The organism is Propionicimonas sp., from assembly GCF_034927565.1.
GTDB lineage: Bacteria > Actinomycetota > Actinomycetes > Propionibacteriales > Propionibacteriaceae > Propionicimonas.
This window is the reverse complement of the sequence record NZ_JAYFPT010000082.1, coordinates 1-18,070: the sequence shown is the minus strand read 5'-3', so window position 1 is coordinate 18,070 and position 18,070 is coordinate 1. Positions and strand designations below refer to the sequence as shown.

Genomic DNA, 18,070 nt, shown 5'->3' with positions numbered 1-18,070 from the left:
GAGCGGACCGACATATCCTCGCCGGCTGTCCTGGAGTACATGGCCTGGGAAGCGCCGTAGTCCGAATGCTCCACATGCGCGATGTGACAGATCAACGACCTGGCCCAATACCAAACAGTGCCGCGACTCTGTCACCCGCGGCACGGGCGCATTGGTGTGCGCCGCACTGACTGGAGAGGTGTTCCATGGACGTGACTGACGCTGCGCTCCAGGTGTCGGGCGTCTCCCATCGCTACGGGAGGCGTCCGGCACTTCACGACGTGACGCTCACCCTGCCTGTGGGTGTGACCGGGCTGTTGGGCCCGAACGGCGCCGGCAAGTCCACGCTGATGAAGCTGCTGGCGACCGCCACCCCACTCCGTGCCGGAGAGGTTCGGTTCGGTGACCTGGTTCTGGGCGCGAGCCCGGTGACCGAGATCCGGCGGCTGATCGGCTACCTGCCGCAGAAGTTCGAGCTCATGGAGTGGTCGAGCGTACGCCGCAATGTCGACTATGCGGCCTGGGCGCATGGGCTCAGTGGGGACGCCCAGCGCACCGGGGTCGACGCCGTGCTGGAGGCGGTGGGTCTGACCGATCGCAGCCACACCCGGGCCCGTTCGCTCTCCGGGGGGATGCGGCAACGGCTCGGCTTGGCCTGCGCTCTCGTCCACCGTCCTGCGGTCGCGATCCTGGACGAGCCCACCGTCGGCCTTGACCCTGTGCAACGAGGCGAGCTGCGCCGGCTGATCGCCGAACTCGGTGAGCATTCCGTCGTCCTGATCTCCACCCACTTGGTGGAGGACCTGGCCGCCAGCGCCGAACAGGTGGTCGTGCTGCACGAGGGTCGGGTGCGCTTCAGAGGCTCGGTCGATGACCTGCGGGCGCTGGGCGAGACCTACCCCAACCCTCACACGTCGGTGCTGGAAGCCGGCTACGAGTTGTCGCTCCAGGAAGCGCAGTGAGCCTGCGCATGGGTGCCGCTGGAGGACTGTGTGCTTACGACCGGGACGTCACCTGATGGGCGCATGGCGCGGTTGGGCGTCCGGCCGGAGGCTTTGGTTACCCCTGCTCGCATGGGGATTGGCGTTGGCCCTGGTATACCTGCGGTGGTGGCTGGGGACCGCCGGGCCATGGGCACCGCCGGATGACGAGTACGGGCCCTCGCTGCGCAGCTTCGCTCCGTTCGTGGGCGGACTGGTCGCCATCTACGGTGTGCTGCCGGCCATGGACTGGATCGACCTTCAGGCGGTAACCCACCCCCAGCGACGCGATACTCTCGCCGTCGGCGTCGTCCTGGTGGCTTTCGCCGGCGTCGCTCCTCTCGTCCGATGGTTCTACGAGGTCAGCGACCTGCACAGGCTGTTCATCCCAGAGGTGATCCAGCTAGCTCCTGCCCGGGACTTTCTGGTGAGCGGTCTGCACACCGCGGCAGTCCTGGGTGCCAGCTGCGCGATGGTCGCCCTGCTCGGGCGACGACTTGGGCCTGCCGCTGGCCTGGTCTGCTATCTGGGGATGCTCACTGTCCAGGGCTACCGGCTGGCTCCCGGCCTGATCCCCCGGCTCGGCGACCCTCAGTCTGTGGTGTCGGTCATCGCTGCCCTGCTCACAGCCCTCCTCGGCCTGGTCGCCTTCCGGCTCAGCCGCTCCGGCACCCGCCCGCTCATCAGGTAGCTGGACGTGCGCCGGCGCATGGGCTGTGCACCGGACCCGAATGGAAAGGTATGCCATGAAGCATTTCCGCCTGTTGACCTCCGCCGCCAACCTGCGGCCGCAAAGGTGAGCCGGTCGATGGGCACCGCGACCGCGCCCTACCGGTCAGCAACGATCGGCGTTCTCGCTCTCGGGGCGATGCTTCTTGGGCTGGCGACATCGGTGTCCTACTGGAGCGGCGCCGAGGGGGCCTTTGACCTGCGCGACCTGATCATCGCTGCCCGAGCCTCGCTGCTCGCGCTGGCGTTTCCACTGGGGTGGCTTGGGGTGTGGGCGGCCAGCGTGCATGCGCCCGACTCGGTGATCATTGGGGCTGCGCCCGGCCGGTCACGCCGGACGATCGTGCTGCGACAGGCGGCGGTGCTCGCCGGCGCCATCAGCGTTGGCTGGCTGGCCGGCTGGGCGGTTCCCGTGGGTATGGCGATCGCCACCCAGTACTGGACGCGGGTTGATCTGCTGGCGATGCTGACGCTGGCGGTCGCGGTCGGCTCGCTGACCTCGATCGGGCTGGCGGTGGCGATGCTGGCTGGGATACGCGTTGGCGCGTTCCTGGCGCCAGCGGCGCTGTTGTGCGTCATGGCGCTACCGGCCTTCTGGATCAACGATGTCGTGCTGAGCGGCCTGCCAGTCTCAACCCAGGCGCTGTCGTATGTCTGGTCCATCACGGCGCCGGTCCGGGGTGACCAGTTGGTCTGGGGAACCGAGGTGGTGAGACTCGGCTTCTACCTGCTGGTCTTCGTCACGGCTGCCCAGGCAGCCGCTGGTCTGGCCGAGTTCCGTGCGACCCGTAACCACCGGGCGACCGCGAGCATCACCTGGCTGGCGTTCCCGCTGGCGGTGTCGGTTGCCGTCTCGGTGGTGATGCCGCTGCTCTACGTCGAGGATCCGAACGATCAGGTCCGCTGCCGCAGCGACGCTGGATTCACCCTCTGCCTCTATCAGATCGATGAACCGCAACGAGGCGAGTTCGAGGCGTTCCTGGCTCCCCTTGTGCAGCTGTTGCCTGCCGAGCAGGTCTCGGCGACGACCTTCACTCAGGCCTCCGACGGAACTGGTGATGTCTCCTTCAGTCGCCTTGGCAGCGGCCGCGACACCTGGATCCGGAACCAGCTCAGCAGCGTCGCGAGCAACCTCTTCCTGCCTGCACTCGCTCCGGAATACCGTTGCGAAGGCAAGCCGGAAGAGACCATCACCACGACCGACCGGCTGGAGGCCAGCGTGAAGCGCCAGGTGGGCACTCGAGCCGCCGCAGCAACGGCGGACGATCCACGACTGAACGCAGAGTTCACCACGATCGCCGATCCTGGCGATGCAGGGAGTTTCGAGCCAGCGGACCGCTGGCTCGACGAGCTCACCGACGGCCAGTTCCGCGACTGGTACCACCAGCACCGGCCGCAACTTGATGCCTGTACGCTCACCGAGCAGGACTTCCGATGATGCACCGCCTGCGCGGCTGGGCGTCCGGGCGACAACTATGGCTCCCTGCGGGGCTGTGGGGTCTGTCGCTGGTCGCGGTGTACCTGGGGTGGTGGGCTGGCAGCGATGGCCCGTGGGCGCCGTTCAGCGATCCGTACTACACCCGGGTGATGAGCTTCGTCCCCAGCCTGGCAGGTGCCGCGGCACTCTACGGAATCCTGCCGCAGCTGACCTGGATCGATCGCCAGGCCGTGTCTCACCCGCAACGCTGGGACACGGTCGCTGCCGGCGGTGTCATCACGTCGTTTGCCGCCCTTCCTCCCCTGGTTCGCTGGCTGTTCGCTCTGAACCCGTTCTACGCCCGATTCGTGCCGGAGAATCTCCTGCCCGACCCGAGCGCCCTCGACGAGGCTGCGCCCTTCCACTATTTCTGGTTCCTCATGGTGGAGACCGCCGCAGTCCTGGGTGCCACCTGCATGATGATCGGCCTGCTTGGGCGACTCTTCGGCCCCCTGGCGGGGATCGGCTGCTATCTCGCACTTCTGGTCAGCCAGGGCTATCGCCTCGCACCCGGCCTGGTTCCTCGTCTGGACCAGCCCCACAGCGTTGTTTCAGTACTCGTGGCCCTGCTGGCCGTGGTACTCGGCCTGGTTGCTTTTCGGAGCAGCCGCTCAGGCGCCAGCCCGTTGATCAGCTAGCCCGCCTATCGCGCCCGCGGGTGGGAGCTGAGGTAGACCTCGCGCAGGTGGTCGACGGTGACCAGGGTGTACAGCTGGGTGGTGGTCACCGAGGCGTGGCCGAGCAGTTCCTGCACCACCCGGACGTCGGCGCCGCCGTCCAGCAGGTGGGTGGCGAAGGAGTGCCGCAGGGTGTGCGGGCCGATCTCGGCGGTGATGCCGGCCGCCTCGGCCTGGTGACGGACCACTCCCCAGGCGCTCTGCCTGCTGAGCCGGTTGCCGCGGGAGTTGAGCAGCAGCGCGGGGGTGCCGGCAGCCGAGCGGGCCGCCCAGGTCGGACGGCCGCGCACCAGCCAGGCCTCCACCGCGGTGCGGGCATAGCTGCCCAGCGGCACCAGCCGCTCCTTGCGGCCCTTGCCGAACAGCCGCAGCCCGGCATCCGGGTCGGCCAGGGCCGCGCTCAGGTCGTCGACGTCGAGGCCGACCACCTCCGAGATCCGGCCGCCGGTGCCGTACAGCAGTTCGAGCAGCGTGGCGTCCCGCAGGCCCTCGACCGTGCTGCGATCGGGAGTGTCCAGCAGCGCGGCGACCGAGGCCTGATCGAGCGCCTTGGGCAGCCGGCGGTCCTGCCGCGGTGGGCTGACCCCCGCCGCGGGGTTGTCCTGGGTAGCACCCTCGCCGGCAGCGAACCGGTGCAGCCCGCGCACCGCCACCACCGCGCGGGCCACGCTGGCTGGCGACAGCGACAGCGGCTGCCGCTCGCCGTCGGCGGACCGCAGCGCGGCGGCGAAGTCGGTGACGTCCTGCTCGCCGACCTGCTGCGGCTCGGTGATCCCGCGGGCGGCCAGGAAGTCCAGGTAGCGGGCCAGGTCGCGGCGATAGCCGGCGACGGTGTGGACCGACGCGCCGCGCTCGACGCTGAGGTGATCCAGGTAGCCCCGGACCAGTCGCTCAAGCCTGGTCGGGCTCATCGCGCTCGTCGAAGGCCGCCAGGACGGCCTTGCGCTCCAGCCGCGCCTCGCGCGCGGGCCAGGCTGCGTCCGCCGGACGCAGCGCCTCCAGCCGGTCGCCCAGCCGGGCGGCCTCCAGTGCCAGCACCCCGGCGACCATGGTCGGGTTCTGCACCCGCCCGGCCAGGACGGCGTCCACCAGGTCGGCCCGCCGCGCCCAGCAGACGTCCATCTCGGCCTCCTCGTGGTCGGCCACGAAGCCGTCCGGCGCGGCGGTGGCCGCCAGGTTGCGGGCGAGGTAGATCCGCAGCGACTCCTGGTTCGCCCCGGGAGTGGTGAACAGGTCGACCAGGACGTTCCACCGTCCGGCCCGCAGCCCGACCTCCTCGGCAAGCTCGCGCTGCGCCGCGACCAGGTAGTCCTCGTGGTCGTGGTCGAGCAGGCCGGCCGGGGGTTCGGTGAGCCGGAAGCCCACCGGGTGACGGTACTGCCGCACCACGGCGATCCGGTCGGCGTCGTCCCAGGCGATCACCCCGACGGCGCCGGGGTGCAGCAGATACTGCCGGGTCATGGTCTGACCCAGCGGGGTCCGTACCCGGTCGTCGACGAAGTCGCTGACCGCGCCGCGTCCCAGCACGCTGTGCCCGACCACCGGCCAGGTCACTGCGACGTCGGCGAGTTCCGCCGGCGTCAGCAGCGGGAACTCAGGCGCCACGGGGCTCACCCTCGGTCTCCTCGACGCCGTCCTCGACCGGCAGTCGGGCGGCAAGCTTGCGCTTCACTGCGGCCCTCACCAGCCCGGCGAACAGCGGATGGGGTGCGGTCGGACGGGACTTCAGCTCCGGGTGCGCCTGGGTGGCGAGGTAGTACGGGTGCAGCGCGCGGTCGAGTTCGACGAACTCCACCAGCCGGGAGTCGGGCGAGGTGCCCGAGACGTGCAGACCGGCACCCTCCAACTGGTCGCGGTAGGCGTTGTTCACCTCGTAGCGGTGGCGGTGGCGTTCGGAGACCTTCGTGGTGCCGTACAGCGAGGCCACCAACGAACCGGGCACCAGGTCTGCCGGGTAGGCCCCCAGCCGCATGGTGGCGCCGAGGTCACCTTTGCCGGAGACGATGTCGACCTGTTCAGCCATGGTGGCGATCACCGGCGCCTTGGTGTCGGGATCGAACTCGGTGGAGGCGGCGTCGGCCAGCCCGAGCACGTCGCGCGCGAACTCGATCACCATGCACTGCAAGCCCAGGCACAGCCCCAGGGTGGGCAGCTGGTTCTCCCGGGCGTAGCGCAGCGCGCCGAGCTTGCCCTCGACCCCGCGGATGCCGAAGCCGCCCGGCACCACCACGGCGTCCACGTCGGCCAGGTTCGCCGCTGCACCGGCGGGGGTCTCGCAGGTGTCGGAGGCCACCCAGCGGATGTTCACCTTCGCCCGGTTCGCGAAACCGCCGGCCCGCAGCGCCTCCGAGACCGACAGGTAGGCGTCGGGCAGGTCAATGTATTTGCCGACCAGGCCGACGGTGACCTCCTCCTTCGGGTTGTGCACCCGCTCCAGCAGGTCGCTCCAGCGCGTCCAGTCGACATCCCGGAACGGCACCCCGAGCCGACGCACCAGGTAGGCGTCCAGCCCCTCGCCGTGCAGCACCTTGGGAATGTCGTAGATGGACGGGGCGTCAGGGCAGGAGACCACCGCCTCTTCATCGACATCGCACATCAGGGCGATCTTCCGCTTCACGCCGTCGGGAATGTCCATGCTGGCCCGGCAGACCACCGCGTCGGGGGTGATGCCCACCTGCCGCAGGGCGGCCACCGAGTGCTGAGTGGGCTTGGTCTTCAGCTCCCCGCTCGGCCCGATGTAGGGCACCAGCGAGACGTGGACGAAGACCGCGTTCTCCCGTCCGACCTCCCGGCGCACCTGCCGGGCAGCCTCCAGGAAGGGCAGCGACTCGATGTCGCCGACGGTGCCGCCGATCTCGTGGATCACGATGTCGATGTCTGGCGCGCCCATCGCCAGCATCTCGTCCTTGATCTGGTTGGTGATGTGCGGAATCACCTGGACGGTGTCGCCGAGGAAGTCGCCGCGGCGTTCCTTGGCGATCACCGTGGAGTACACCTTGCCGGTGGTGACGTTCGCCACGCCGGTGAGCGGGACGTCGAGGAAGCGCTCGTAGTGGCCGATATCGAGGTCGGTCTCCGCGCCGTCCTCGGTGACGAAAACCTCGCCGTGCTGGAAGGGGTTCATGGTGCCGGGATCGACGTTGAGGTACGGATCCAGCTTCTGCATCGTGACCCGGAGCCCGCGTGCCACCAGCAGGCTACCGAGGCTGGAGGCGGTGAGCCCCTTGCCGAGTGAGGAGACGACGCCGCCGGTGACGAAGATGTGCTTGGTATCGCGCGAACTGTTCACGGGCCTCCAGTCTAGAGGCAGTGCAGGCAGGTCGGTCAACGCGACGCCCTGCTGGACGCCTGTTCCAGCAGCTCGGTGGCGTGGGCCAGGGCGGACTCGCTGGAGTCCAGGCCTCCCATCATGCGGGCCAGGACGGCCAGTCGGTCGTCGGCGGCGACCTGGCGCACCCCACTGGTGGTGACCTGGCCGTCGTCGGCCTTGGTGACCTGGAAGTGCTTGTCGGCGAAGGCTGCGACCTGGGCCAGGTGGGTGACCACGATCACCTGGGAGTGCCGGGCGAGCCGGGCCAGCCGGCGTCCGATCTCCAGGGCGACCGCGCCGCCGACCCCGGCGTCCACCTCATCGAAGACGAAGGTCTGTCCCGGCGTGGTCTCGGCCAGCACCACCTCCAGCGCCAGCCGGACGCGGGAGAGTTCGCCGCCGGAGGCGACTTTCGCCAGCGGGCCGGGGGCGGAGCCCGGGTTGGCTGAGAACAACAGGCTGATCTGGTCGGCGCCGTGAGGGCCCGGCTCGGTCAGCGGGGCTACCTCGAACCGCAGTCTTGCCTTCGGCATCGCCAGGGCGGCCAGTTCGCCGCGGACGGCAGCCTCCAGCCGTTCGGCGGCGGCGGTGCGCAGGTCGGTCAGCCGGGTCGCCAGCACCCCCAGGTCGGCGTCCAGCGCGGCGAGCTGCACCTGGAGTTCCTCGATCCTGGCGTCGGCCGAGTCGAGCGTGGTGACCCGGGCCGCCGACTCGGCGGCGTAGGCCAGCACCTCATCGATGGTGGCGCCGTACTTGCGGGTCAGCGCCTGCAGGTCGGCCTGCCGGCCCGCGATCCACTCCAGCCGGACGGGGTCGGCGTCCAGCCCGGCCAGATAGCCGGCCAACCCGGAGGCGACATCGGCCAGGGCGGCGGCGGCATCGTCGAGTTCGCTGGCCAACCCCGTCAGCGAATCGTCGGCAGCCACCGCGGTGACCAGTGCCTTGCGGGCGGCGCCCACCAGGCCGAGGGCGTCGGGGACCTCACCGTAGGAGTCCTCGTCCCCGGCCAGTGCCATCAGGCCGGTGTGGACGGCGAGCCGCACGTCGTCGATCGACTGCAGCAGCTTTGCCTCAGCCGCCAGGGTGACGTCCTCGCCGGGCTGCGGCTCGACCCGGGCGATCTCGTCCAGACCGAACCTCAGCAGGTCCAGCTCCCGCAGCCTGGCCTGTGCCTGGTCGGTGAGTTCGGCCAGCTCGGTCATCAGTCGGCGGCGCTGCTCGAAGCGCTCGCGGTAGTCGGTCAGCAGGCCGTCCAGTTCCGGGCCGGCATACCGGTCCAGCACCTCGCGTTGCCGCTCCGGGGTGCCGAGCCGCAGCTGCTCGGACTGACCGTGGACGGTGACCCACTCTCCCACCAGATCCTGGCCGATCCCGGCAGGCACCTGGGCACCGCCGATCGTCATCCGGGAGCGGCTCGCGCTCAACTGCCGGCTGGTGAGCACGCCGTCGGCGTCCACCTCGCCGCCGAGCTCGGCGACCGCGGCAGCCGTGGCAGCGTCCAGCTGCCAACGCCCTTCCACCAGTGCCCGGCCGGCACCCACCCGGACCAGCCGCGGGTCGGCCTTCGCCCCGGTCAGCAGGCTCAGCCCGGTCACGATCATCGTCTTGCCAGCGCCGGTTTCGCCGGTCACGGCGGTGAAACCCGGGCTGAACTCGATGGCCGCCTCACCGATCACGCCCAGGTCGAGGATCCGCAGTTCAACGAGCATGGGCGGCGTCCCGTTCCGCAGCCCCCCGCCAGCCGTCCACGGGGAGGTCGAACTTGCGCACCAGGCGGTGCACAAAGGGCTGCTCCGAGGTGCGGGCCAGCCGCAGCCGGCGCTTGCCTGCCCGCACCTCGACCACCGCGCCCTCGGGGAGATCGATGCTGCGCCGGCCGTCGCACCACAGCACCCCGGCGGGGGTGGCCGGCAGCACCTCGATGCTCACCGACGAGCGATCGCTGAGCACCAGCGGACGGTTGAACAGTGCGTGGGCCGACAGCGGCACCAGCAGCAGGGCGTCGATGTCCGGCCAGACCACCGGCCCGTGGGCCGAGAAGGCGTAGGCGGTCGAACCGGTCGGGGTGGCCACCAGCACCCCGTCGGTCGCCCAACGAGACAGCGGACGGTCATCGATCCGCACTAGCACCTCGAGCATCCGCTCGCGGGCCAACTTCTCGATCGAGCACTCGTTGAGCGCGAACGACTCCCAGATCACCGCGCCACCGGGGCGGTCGCGGACCACGGCGTCGATGGTCATCCGCTCCTCCACCTCGAAGTCGCCGCTGACCACACGTTCGATCAGGTCGCCCACCTCGGAGGGCTCCAGTTCGGCCAGGAAGCCGACGTGTCCCAGGTTCACTCCCAGTACCGGAATCTGCCGGGGCAGCGCCCACTCCGCGGCACGCAGGATGTTGCCGTCCCCGCCAAAGACCACTGCCAGCTCGCAGTCCCCGGCGGCCTCGGCCGACAGCTCGGCCACCGCGCCGGCCGGGACGTGGCCGTCGAGCAGGTCGATCTCCCCGCCGCCGACCAGGGACAGGATGCCCGCCCGGTGCATGCCGGTGATGAACTCCACCGCCGACTCCAGCGCGGCCGGACGGCGCGGGTGGATGGTGACGGCAACCTGACGCGGGTGATTCACGAAGCTCACCCTAATCGCCGGGTGAGCTTGAGGAAGAACTCCACATTGCCATTTTCGCCGGGCAGTCCGCTGCGGCCCCGCCAGCCGGTCTGCCAGCCCAGCGCCGCAGCGGCCTGGGAGACCCGGTCCACGCTGCCGGCCCGCAGCCGTTCGTCGCGGACCACCCCGTGGCCGTCCAGCCCCGCGCGGCCGACCTCGAACTGCGGTTTGACCAGCAGCAGCGCCGTCCCCGTCGGTGCCAGCACCGCCAGCAGCGGCTCCAGCAACAGCCGCAGCGAGATGAACGAGACGTCGGCCACCACCAGCCCCACCGGTTCGGCATCGAGTTGGTCCAGGCCGAGATCGCGCAGGTTGGTGTGCTCTTTGACCACCACCCGGGGATCCGAGCGCAGTTCAGGAGCCAGCTGGCCGTGGCCGACGTCAATGGCATAAACCCGCCGGGCACCCCGCTCCAGGCACACCTGGGTGAACCCCCCGGTGGAAGCGCCGGCGTCCAGCACCCGCGCCGGGACGGCCGTGCCCGACTCGTCCAGGGCTCCGAGCAGCTTGTGGGCGGCACGAGAGACGTAGTGGTCGGCGCCGCTCATCGCGATCGGGTCGGACGCTGTCACCGGCTGCGCCGGCTTGGTCGCAGGCTGCCCGGCCACCGCCACCTTCCCGGCGGCGATCGCCACCTGCGCGGCGGTCCGGGAACGGGCCAGTCCGCGCTGGACGAGTTCGACGTCGAGCCGGGTCACTGCGACCCGGGCGGAGAGTTCAGCACCTGCTGGAGCAGCTCGACAGCCTCGGCGTACTGACCGGCCTGGTCGGCCAGTGGCGCCGCTGGATCCAGCCCGGCCAGAGTCGCATCGATCGCCTCGAGCCCGGTAGTCGGTGGGGTCTCCAGTTCGCTCACCCGGCCAGCCTAGACCAGCCGGCCAGGATGATCGCCAGACCGCTGTCGAAGGAGGCATCCAGATCCGGGTCGGCCGGAATCGCACCCAGCCCGCTGGCCTGCCAGTGCAGCTGGGTGGCCTGGGTGTGCCCAACCACATAGATCAGCAGGGTGCGGGCAACGTCCGGTGAAGTGCGACGGGCCAGCTCAGCCTCGAACGCTGAGATCCCGAGCCGGAAGGCGGTCGCGGTCGCCACCACTTCGGCGCCGTCGCGAACCTGCAGCATCGCCTCCCGGAGCCGCCGGCAGGTGCCGGTGACGTCGTCGTCGACCACGACGCCGCCGACGATCCGGGCCGCCAGATGCCCCAGCAGTTCCTGCTTGCTCGCGACATGGTGGTAGAGCGCGCTGGGTGCGACGCCGAGTTCGGCGGCCAGCCGGCGCATCGAGAAGGAGTCCAGCCCCCAGTCGTCGAGCAGCCGCAGCGCCGTGGTGACCACGTCTGCCAGGCGATTGCGCACCGCACCACCCTATCCACTAACCTGATCACTGTTCACCTGAACACCATTCAGTTCCGATGTCAAGGAGCCCCCATGGCCAGGCCCAGGCCCCTGACCGCTGCCGACCTGGCACTGGTCGCCGTCTTCGCGGCGCTGATCGCCGTCTTCGCCCTCACCCCGATCCCGGTGGGGGTGATCGGTGTCCCGATCACGCTGCAGACCCTGGCCGTCGCCCTCGCCGGGCTGGTGCTGGGTGGCTGGCGCGGTTTCCTGGCCACCCTGCTCTATGTGGTGGTCGGGTTGGCCGGGTTGCCGGTCCTCGCCGGCGGCGCCGCCGGCGTCGGCGTCCTCGCCGGGCCCACCGCCGGCTACCTGGTGAGCTTCCCGCTGGCGGCCGCTGTCACCGGTGCGGTCGCGGGCTACGGGCTGCGCCGGCACCGCCGGTTCCGCTATCTGTGGCTGGCCGGCGCCGCCCTGGCCGGCGCTCTGCTGGTCACCACCCCGCTCGGCATCGGCGGCCTGATGCTCAATGCCGGACTGAGCCTGCCGGCGGCTGCCACCGCGGCGGTGGCCTTCCTCCCGGGCGACGTGATCAAGATGCTGGCTGCCGCAGCCGTGGCGCTGGCGGTGCACAAGGCCTTCCCTGCGATCCTGGTGGCTGCCGGGCCCGTGCCCGCCCGGCCGTGATCCGGCTGGAGGCCGCCGAGGTCACCGTCGCCGACCCGGCGACCGGACCACGGGGACCGGGTCGGCGGATCCTGGGACCGGTCAGCCTGGAGCTGGCCGAACAGCGGATCGCCTTCATCGGCGCCAATGGTTCGGGAAAGTCGACCCTGCTGCGGTTGCTGAACGGCCTGGTACTCCCCTCGGCGGGCCGGGTCAGGGTCGGTGAACTCGATCCTGTCCGGGACGGACGGCGGGTCCGCCGGCAGGTCGGCTTCGTGTTCACCGATCCACTGGCCCAGCTGGTGATGGCCACCCCGGCCGACGACGTCGAGCTCAGCCTGCGCGCCTCGATCCCCGACCGGACCGCCCGCCGCGCCACGGCCCGGCGGCTGCTCGCCGAGCGCGGCCTGGCGCAGCTGGCCGACCAGAGCGTGTACGACCTGTCCGGCGGCGAGCGGCAGCTGGTGGCGCTGACCTCGGTGCTGGCCTGCGGTCCGGCGATCGTCGTCGCCGACGAGCCCACCACACTGCTGGACCTGCGCAACCGCAACCAGGTGCGGGCAGCCCTGTTCGGACTGGAGCAGCAGGTACTGGTGGCCACCCACGACCTCGCCATGGCCGCCGAGGCCGACCGGGTGATCGTGATCGACCACGGCGTGGTGACGGCCGACGGTGAGCCCCGGGCGGCGATCGACCACTACCGCAGGCTGATGGCATGAACCTGTTCGGCCTGTACCTGCCAGGAGACTCGCTCTTCCACCGACTCGGCGCGGGCCCGAAGTACCTGATCCTGCTGGCGCTCACCCTGCCCGCTGCCCTGCTGGGGGACTGGCGGCTGGGAGCCGGCTGTCTGGTGATCGCGCTCGGCCTGCTGGCTGGCTGCCGGAGCGGGCTGGTCCGGGCCTGGCGTCTGCCCTGGCTGGTCTGGGTGATCGTGGCGATGCTGGTCGGCTACCACCTGGCGGCCGGAACGCCCGGGCGTGGTGCCAACGCGGCGGCTGTCTTCCTGACCGCCATCTACGCCAGCCGGCTGCTGACCATCACCACGCCCGGCGGTGAGCTCATCGACGCCCTGGTCGGCTTCCTGCGGCCGTTGAAGGTGTTGCGAATCTCACCGGAGCGGGTGGGGCTGGCAATCGCGGTGATGCTGCGTTCCATCCCGGTGCTGCTCGACACCTTCTCCCAGGTACGTCAGGCAGCCCGCGCCCGCGGCCGGGAGCGGCGGTGGTTCTCGCTGGTCACCCCGGTGGTGGTACGCGCGGTGGGGCATGCCCAGGAGACCGGCGCAGCCCTGGCCGCACGCGGCCTGGGCGAGCCGGAGGAGCGGTCCTAGCCGATCAGGTCCAGCCCGGCCAGGGCAGGCCCGGCGTCGAGGAAGCTGGCGGACCAGGCCAGGCCGGCCACCGCCCAGAGCGCGTCATACTGCGCGGCTAGGGTGTTCGGGCTTCCGGCGAGCACGATCCGGCCGTCCTCCTGGCTCGCCTGCTGTCCGTTGCAGGTAGCGGTTCGGTCTGTGACCAGCGCCGAGCGGGCCGGCTGCAACAGCGCGCTCACGTCCGGCCCGATGTGGGTCGGCCGCTCGCCGGGGCCGGCCGTAACCAGATCCCGCTTGCCGTGTGCGCCGCTGAACACCATCAGGGAGTCGATCCCGGCACGGTTGGCGCCCATGATGTCGGTGTCGATCCGGTCACCGACAAAGATCGGCCGCTGGGCACCGGCCCGGCGCACCGCCTCAGCCATCATCGGACGGTGCGGCTTGCCGAAGGTGATCGGCTCACCGCCCACGGCGGCCGCCACCGCCGCGATCATGGCGCCCGCGCCGGGTACCAGCCCGCGGTCGGTGGGACGGGAGGCGTCGTCGTTGGTTGCATACCAGACGGCGCCGGCGGCGATCGCCAGGGCGACCTCGTCCAGCAACGGCCAGGACAGGACGGGATCGTAGCCCTGGATCACCGCCACCGGGTCGTCGTCGGCGCTTGCCACCGGCACCAGGCCCGCTTCGGCAATCAGCCCCGCCAGACTCGCGCTTCCGGCGACCAGTACCTTCGAGCCGGGGGCCAGTGCCGCGGCCAGACCGGCCGCCGCCACCTGGGCGCTGGTCAGGACGTTTTCCGGCCCGGCTGCGAAACCGAGGTCGCGCAGGTGCTTCACGACGGTGTCAGCGCTGCGGGCGGCGTTGTTCGTGACGTAGACCACCGCCTTGCCCGCCTCGGTGAGCGCGGTCATCGCCTCCGCTGCACCCGGGACGGCATCCGGGCCGAGGTAGATCACCCCATCCAGGTCGAACAGGGCAGCGTCGTAGGCATCGATCAGCACCGGCATCAGACGTCCTCGTGGGATGAGCGCGACTCCGGGCCGCCTTCTCCGGCCTGCGGCTCCGGGTCGTTTTCTCTGGCCTGCGGCTCCGAGCCGTCTTCTCCGGTCGACGCGGGCTCCAGGTCGGGCTCGTCCTCGGAGTCATCGAAGATGATGGTCATCCCCTGCAACGCGGCGGCGCGCTCTTCCGCGTCGGTCTCGGCCTCGGTGTCCAGGGCGGCGGCGGAGCTGAACCAGCGCTCGGCCAGCTCGGTCTCACCGGTGGTTTCCAGCAGGTCGGCGTAGGCGTAGCGCAGCCGAGCGCGGGCCAGCCGCGGGCCGCGCGACCCGATCCGCTCCAGTTCGGTGCGCAGCAGCCGCAGCGCCTCCTCGTTCTGACCGGCGTCGGCCCGGACACCGGCCTCGACCAGCTTCAGTTCGACCAACTGACCGACGTCGGGAGTCGTGGCCAGACCCTCGCGGATCAACCGCAGCGCCGCCTGCGGCCGGCCCAGGGCGCGCTCACAGTCGGCCATCGCCGGCAGGTACTCACTGGTTCCGCTCATCCGGCGCAGGGCCCGGAACTCGTTCAGCGCGACGTCGTAGTGTCCGGCGGCGTAGGCGGTCTCACCAGTCGCCTCCCTGGTGACCGGCAGCCGGGCTGCCCGGCGTCGGGCGGCCTCGGCGTGGGCGTAGGCGAGTTCCGGGTCGGTGTCGATCAGCTGACCTGCCATCAGCAGGTGGGCCCCGACGATCTCGGCATGCTCCGGGGTCAGGCTGCGGAGCTCCGCACGCACCCCGCGTGGCAGCTGCTTGAGGTCGAGCCCCTCCGGGGTGCGCGGCTCGTTGGCCTTCGGCGCCAGCCCGGGGTGTAGCGGTTCTCGTTCGCCGTCCCTCGGCCGACGGTCGGGACGCCCTGGACGCTCGCCCTGGGGAGCCCGCGCCGGCCGGCCCGGACCGCCGACCCGGGCCGGACCCGGCCGACTGGTCGGTCGAGCAGTGCCAGAGGATCTGCCAGGGGTGGCGTCACCGACACCGCGACCGCGTCCGCTGCCCTGGGGTGCATTGCCCCGTGACGCCTTGCCGCGCGGCCCGCTGCCCTGCGATCGCGTTCCTGCCGCCCTGTCTCGACCCGCACCGCGCTCACCGCCGACCGGTCGATCGCCCGAGGCCCCAGCCCGCGGACGACTTCCCGAGCCAGTGCCGGAGCCACGCGCTCCGGCACGCCTGGTGTTCTGTGACCCGCTGTAGCCGGCGGTGTCGGACGAACGGCCCGCCCCACCCCGCGGGCTACTGCCACCACGAAAGTCGCCGGCGCTGTGCGCCGCCGAGGCCGACTTGCCGCCCCCGCGTTGCTGCGCATTCCTCTCCGGACTCCGCGCGCCAGACCGGGCCGCGCCTCCGCTTCGCGCGGTGTCCTTCGGCGAACCGGAGCGAGCGGGACGGTCTGCCGCGCCCGGCTTGCGGCCCGAACTCGACGTCCGCCCAGCGCCGGCGCCGGACCGTGTCGAGGTGGTTCCGGTCTTGCTGGCCGCTGACGAGCTACGAGGCGTACGGCCCGAGGTCTGACCGCGTCCCGAGTTTCCCCGAGCGCCCGCTCCGGGGCCCTCGCCCCGCCCGCCCTCACTCGGACGTGGGGCGCTGCCTGTTCTGGCGTTGCCGCGGGACGATCCACTACTGGGTCGGCGAGATCGGCTCTCACCCGCCGCAGCGCCGCCATTCCTGGCGCTGGAACCCGACCGCGGCCGGGCACCTCCCGAGTCGCCGCCGCGCGGTGCCCGACCGCGGCCACCCGTCGCCGCTGCGTCCGGACGTGGCTTCCTCGGCCTGCCCTCAGCGCTCGCCCCCGACGCTTCCTCGTTCACCGGACCATCCTCTCCTCGAATTCCGCCGCTACCGACGGCGCTCACCGGGTGAATCTACCGCACGCCTGCTGCGTCCGGGCACAACAAAAACACCCCCTCAGAGCTCGAAAGCTCCAAGGGGGTGTTGAATGTCCGGCGACGTCCTACTCTCCCACAAGTTCCCACTTGCAGTACCATCGGCGCTGAAGGACTTAGCTTCCAGGTTCGGAATGGAACTGGGCGTTTCCCCTTCGCCATGATCACCGAAACTCTATGGAGTTGTATCGGCCAGCGGCTGATGCCGCCAGGTACCCGACCGTTACTCGAGAACCGCACAGTGGACGCGTAGCACCTTTGTAGGAAACAAGCCCTCGGCCTATTAGTATCGGTCAGCTCCATGCATTGCTGCACTTCCACATCCGACCTATCAACCCGGTGGTCTTCCGGGGGCCTTACCAGATTAACTCTGTGGGAACCCTCATCTTGAGACGTGCTTCCCGCTTAGATGCTTTCAGCGGTTATCACTTCCAAACGTAGCCAACCAGCCGTGCTCTTGGCAGAACAACTGGCACACCAGAGGTTTGTCCGTCCCGGTCCTCTCGTACTAAGGACAGCCTCTCTCAAGATTCCTACGCGCGCAGCGGATAGGGACCGAACTGTCTCACGACGTTCTAAACCCAGCTCGCGTGCCGCTTTAATGGGCGAACAGCCCAACCCTTGGGACCGACTCCAGCCCCAGGATGCGACGAGCCGACATCGAGGTGCCAAACCATGCCGTCGCTATGGACGCTCGGGCAAGATCAGCCTGTTATCCCCGGGGTACCTTTTATCCGTTGAGTGACGGCGCTTCCACACGCCACCGTCAGATCACTAGTCCCGACTTTCGTCCCTGCTCGACCTGTCAGTCTCACAGTCAAGCTCCCTTGTGCACTTACACTCGACACCTGATTGCCAACCAGGCTGAGGGAACCTTTGGGCGCCTCCGTTACTCTTTGGGAGGCGACCGCCCCAGTCAAACTACCCATCAGGCACTGTCCCTGAACCAGATCATGGTCCGAGGTTAGATAACCAGAACAACCAGAGTGGTATTTCAACAATGACTCCACAACCACTGGCGTGGCCGCTTCAACGTCTCCCACCTATCCTACACAAGCTGTACCGATCACCAATACCAAACTATAGTAAAGGTCCCGGGGTCTTTCCGTCCTGCTGCGCGTAACGAGCATCTTTACTCGTAGTGCAATTTCACCGAGTTCGTGGTTGAGACAGTGCCCGAGTCGTTACTCCATTCGTGCAGGTCGGAACTTACCCGACAAGGAATTTCGCTACCTTAGGATGGTTATAGTTACCACCGCCGTTTACTGGGGCTTAAGTTCAGTGCTTCACCGAAGTTGACACGTCCCCTTAACCTTCCAGCACCGGGCAGGAGTCAGTCCGTATACATCGTCTTACGACTTGGCACGGACCTGTGTTTTTGATAAACAGTCGCTTGGGCCTGGTCTCTGCGGCCATCAACGCTCACCACGCAAGGCAGATCACGCATCCGGCCCCCCTTATCCCGAAGTTACGGGGGTATTTTGCCGAGTTCCTTAACCACGATTCTCTCGATCGCCTTAGTATTCTCTACTCATCCACCTGTGTCGGTTTAGGGTACGGGCGGCTCATGACATCGCTCACGAAGCTTTTCTCGGCAGCATAGGATCACCCACACCACCCCACAACGGGGCAGTGGCATCAGGTCTCAGACACACAAGGCACGGATTTACCTACACCTCGTCCTACACCTTTACCCTGGGACAACCACCGCCCAGGATGGGCTACCTTCCTGCGTCACTCCGTAGCTTGCCTACTACACGTCTGGGTCGCAGAGTCACCGAACCCCGCCACCCGAAGGTGCCATGGGAACGGCTTCCGTGCTCAGCATCGCGCGCCTCGGCAGGGTCGCCATTACACCGGTACGGGAATATCAACCCGTTGTCCATCGACTACGCCTGTCGGCCTCGCCTTAGGTCCCGACTTACCCAGGGCAGATTAGCTTGACCCTGGAACCCTTGGATATTCGGCGGACGGGTTTCTCACCCGTCATTCGCTACTCATGCCTGCATTCTCACTCG

17 protein-coding genes and 2 rRNA genes are annotated in these 18,070 nt (G+C 69.4%); 7 read left to right on the top strand and 12 right to left on the bottom strand.

Translation table 11 applies throughout. The features are described from left to right. Positions 1 to 185: 185 nt before the first annotated feature. The 4 genes from VB080_RS13130 to VB080_RS13115 all read left to right on the top strand — a co-directional run bounded on the left by VB080_RS13130 (position 186) and on the right by VB080_RS13115 (position 3,803). Positions 186 to 941: an ATP-binding cassette domain-containing protein gene (locus VB080_RS13130; protein ID WP_323418901.1), complete on the top strand. Its 756-nt coding sequence runs from the start codon at positions 186 to 188 to the stop codon at positions 939 to 941. Positions 942 to 1,065: 124 nt separating this feature from the next. After that, positions 1,066 to 1,650, top strand: a complete 585-nt coding sequence (locus VB080_RS13125) for a hypothetical protein (RefSeq protein WP_323418900.1) — start codon at positions 1,066 to 1,068, stop codon at positions 1,648 to 1,650. 117 nt (positions 1,651 to 1,767) lie between these two features. Next, on the top strand, positions 1,768 to 3,126 hold the full coding sequence (locus VB080_RS13120) for a hypothetical protein (RefSeq protein ID WP_323418899.1): 1,359 nt from the start codon (positions 1,768 to 1,770) through the stop codon (positions 3,124 to 3,126). Continuing rightward, entirely contained in the window at positions 3,123 to 3,803 is a 681-nt protein-coding gene (locus VB080_RS13115; RefSeq protein WP_323418898.1) for a hypothetical protein, read from the top strand. Before VB080_RS13120 ends, VB080_RS13115 begins: the two co-directional genes overlap by 4 nt. A 5-nt stretch (positions 3,804 to 3,808) precedes the next feature. Here VB080_RS13115 and VB080_RS13110 read toward each other — a convergent pair whose 3' ends face one another. From VB080_RS13110 to VB080_RS13075, 8 genes are read right to left on the bottom strand one after another with little or no spacing between them, the layout of a single operon-like run. Further along, entirely contained in the window at positions 3,809 to 4,753 is a 945-nt protein-coding gene (locus VB080_RS13110) for a site-specific tyrosine recombinase XerD (RefSeq protein WP_323418897.1), read from the bottom strand. Continuing rightward, a complete protein-coding gene (locus tag VB080_RS13105; RefSeq protein ID WP_416339641.1) occupies positions 4,734 to 5,447 on the bottom strand; it encodes an NUDIX domain-containing protein in 714 nt (237 codons plus the stop codon). Before VB080_RS13105 ends, VB080_RS13110 begins: the two co-directional genes overlap by 20 nt. Further along, positions 5,437 to 7,131 carry a CTP synthase gene (locus VB080_RS13100; protein ID WP_323418896.1) on the bottom strand — a complete coding sequence of 565 codons (1,695 nt, stop codon included), beginning with the start codon at positions 7,129 to 7,131 and terminating at the stop codon, positions 5,437 to 5,439. Before VB080_RS13100 ends, VB080_RS13105 begins: the two co-directional genes overlap by 11 nt. A 35-nt stretch (positions 7,132 to 7,166) precedes the next feature. After that, positions 7,167 to 8,861, bottom strand: coding sequence for a DNA repair protein RecN (recN, locus tag VB080_RS13095; protein ID WP_323418895.1), 1,695 nt, complete (start codon positions 8,859 to 8,861; stop codon positions 7,167 to 7,169). Continuing rightward, on the bottom strand, positions 8,851 to 9,786 hold the full coding sequence (locus VB080_RS13090; protein WP_416339640.1) for an NAD kinase: 936 nt from the start codon (positions 9,784 to 9,786) through the stop codon (positions 8,851 to 8,853). The genes recN and VB080_RS13090 overlap by 11 nt, the downstream gene beginning before the upstream one ends. Continuing rightward, a complete protein-coding gene (locus VB080_RS13085) occupies positions 9,783 to 10,514 on the bottom strand; it encodes a TlyA family RNA methyltransferase (RefSeq protein WP_323418893.1) in 732 nt (243 codons plus the stop codon). Before VB080_RS13085 ends, VB080_RS13090 begins: the two co-directional genes overlap by 4 nt. Further along, positions 10,511 to 10,672: a hypothetical protein gene (locus VB080_RS13080; RefSeq protein WP_323418892.1), complete on the bottom strand. Its 162-nt coding sequence runs from the start codon at positions 10,670 to 10,672 to the stop codon at positions 10,511 to 10,513. The genes VB080_RS13085 and VB080_RS13080 overlap by 4 nt, the downstream gene beginning before the upstream one ends. Continuing rightward, complete coding sequence (locus VB080_RS13075) at positions 10,669 to 11,172, bottom strand: helix-turn-helix domain-containing protein (protein ID WP_323418891.1); 504 nt, start codon at positions 11,170 to 11,172, stop codon at positions 10,669 to 10,671. Before VB080_RS13075 ends, VB080_RS13080 begins: the two co-directional genes overlap by 4 nt. A 72-nt stretch (positions 11,173 to 11,244) precedes the next feature. Here VB080_RS13075 and VB080_RS13070 point away from each other — a divergent pair, with 72 nt between their 5' ends. Genes VB080_RS13070 through VB080_RS13060 form a run of 3 tightly spaced genes read left to right on the top strand, consistent with a single transcriptional unit; the run spans position 11,245 to position 13,150 of the window. Then, positions 11,245 to 11,838 carry a biotin transporter BioY gene (locus tag VB080_RS13070; protein ID WP_323418890.1) on the top strand — a complete coding sequence of 198 codons (594 nt, stop codon included), beginning with the start codon at positions 11,245 to 11,247 and terminating at the stop codon, positions 11,836 to 11,838. Next, on the top strand, positions 11,835 to 12,536 hold the full coding sequence (locus VB080_RS13065; protein WP_323418889.1) for an energy-coupling factor ABC transporter ATP-binding protein: 702 nt from the start codon (positions 11,835 to 11,837) through the stop codon (positions 12,534 to 12,536). The genes VB080_RS13070 and VB080_RS13065 overlap by 4 nt, the downstream gene beginning before the upstream one ends. Next, positions 12,533 to 13,150, top strand: a complete 618-nt coding sequence (locus tag VB080_RS13060; RefSeq protein ID WP_323418888.1) for an energy-coupling factor transporter transmembrane protein EcfT — start codon at positions 12,533 to 12,535, stop codon at positions 13,148 to 13,150. The genes VB080_RS13065 and VB080_RS13060 overlap by 4 nt, the downstream gene beginning before the upstream one ends. On the opposite strand, the gene VB080_RS13055 is transcribed toward VB080_RS13060, so the two are convergent. From VB080_RS13055 to VB080_RS13040, 4 genes are all read right to left on the bottom strand, one after another. Then, on the bottom strand, positions 13,147 to 14,139 hold the full coding sequence (locus tag VB080_RS13055) for an HAD-IIA family hydrolase (protein WP_323418887.1): 993 nt from the start codon (positions 14,137 to 14,139) through the stop codon (positions 13,147 to 13,149). The two genes, VB080_RS13060 and VB080_RS13055, sit on opposite strands and share 4 nt — an antisense overlap. Then, the gene (locus VB080_RS13050) at positions 14,139 to 14,909 is read right to left on the bottom strand and encodes a hypothetical protein (RefSeq protein WP_323418886.1); all 771 of its coding nucleotides are present in this window, start codon (positions 14,907 to 14,909) and stop codon (positions 14,139 to 14,141) included. Before VB080_RS13050 ends, VB080_RS13055 begins: the two co-directional genes overlap by 1 nt. A gap of 1,198 nt (positions 14,910 to 16,107) precedes the next feature. Continuing rightward, positions 16,108 to 16,224: ribosomal RNA gene (gene rrf / locus VB080_RS13045) — 5S ribosomal RNA — on the bottom strand. Positions 16,225 to 16,315: 91 nt separating this feature from the next. Then, positions 16,316 to 18,070, bottom strand: a 23S ribosomal RNA gene (locus tag VB080_RS13040); the annotation flags it as partial.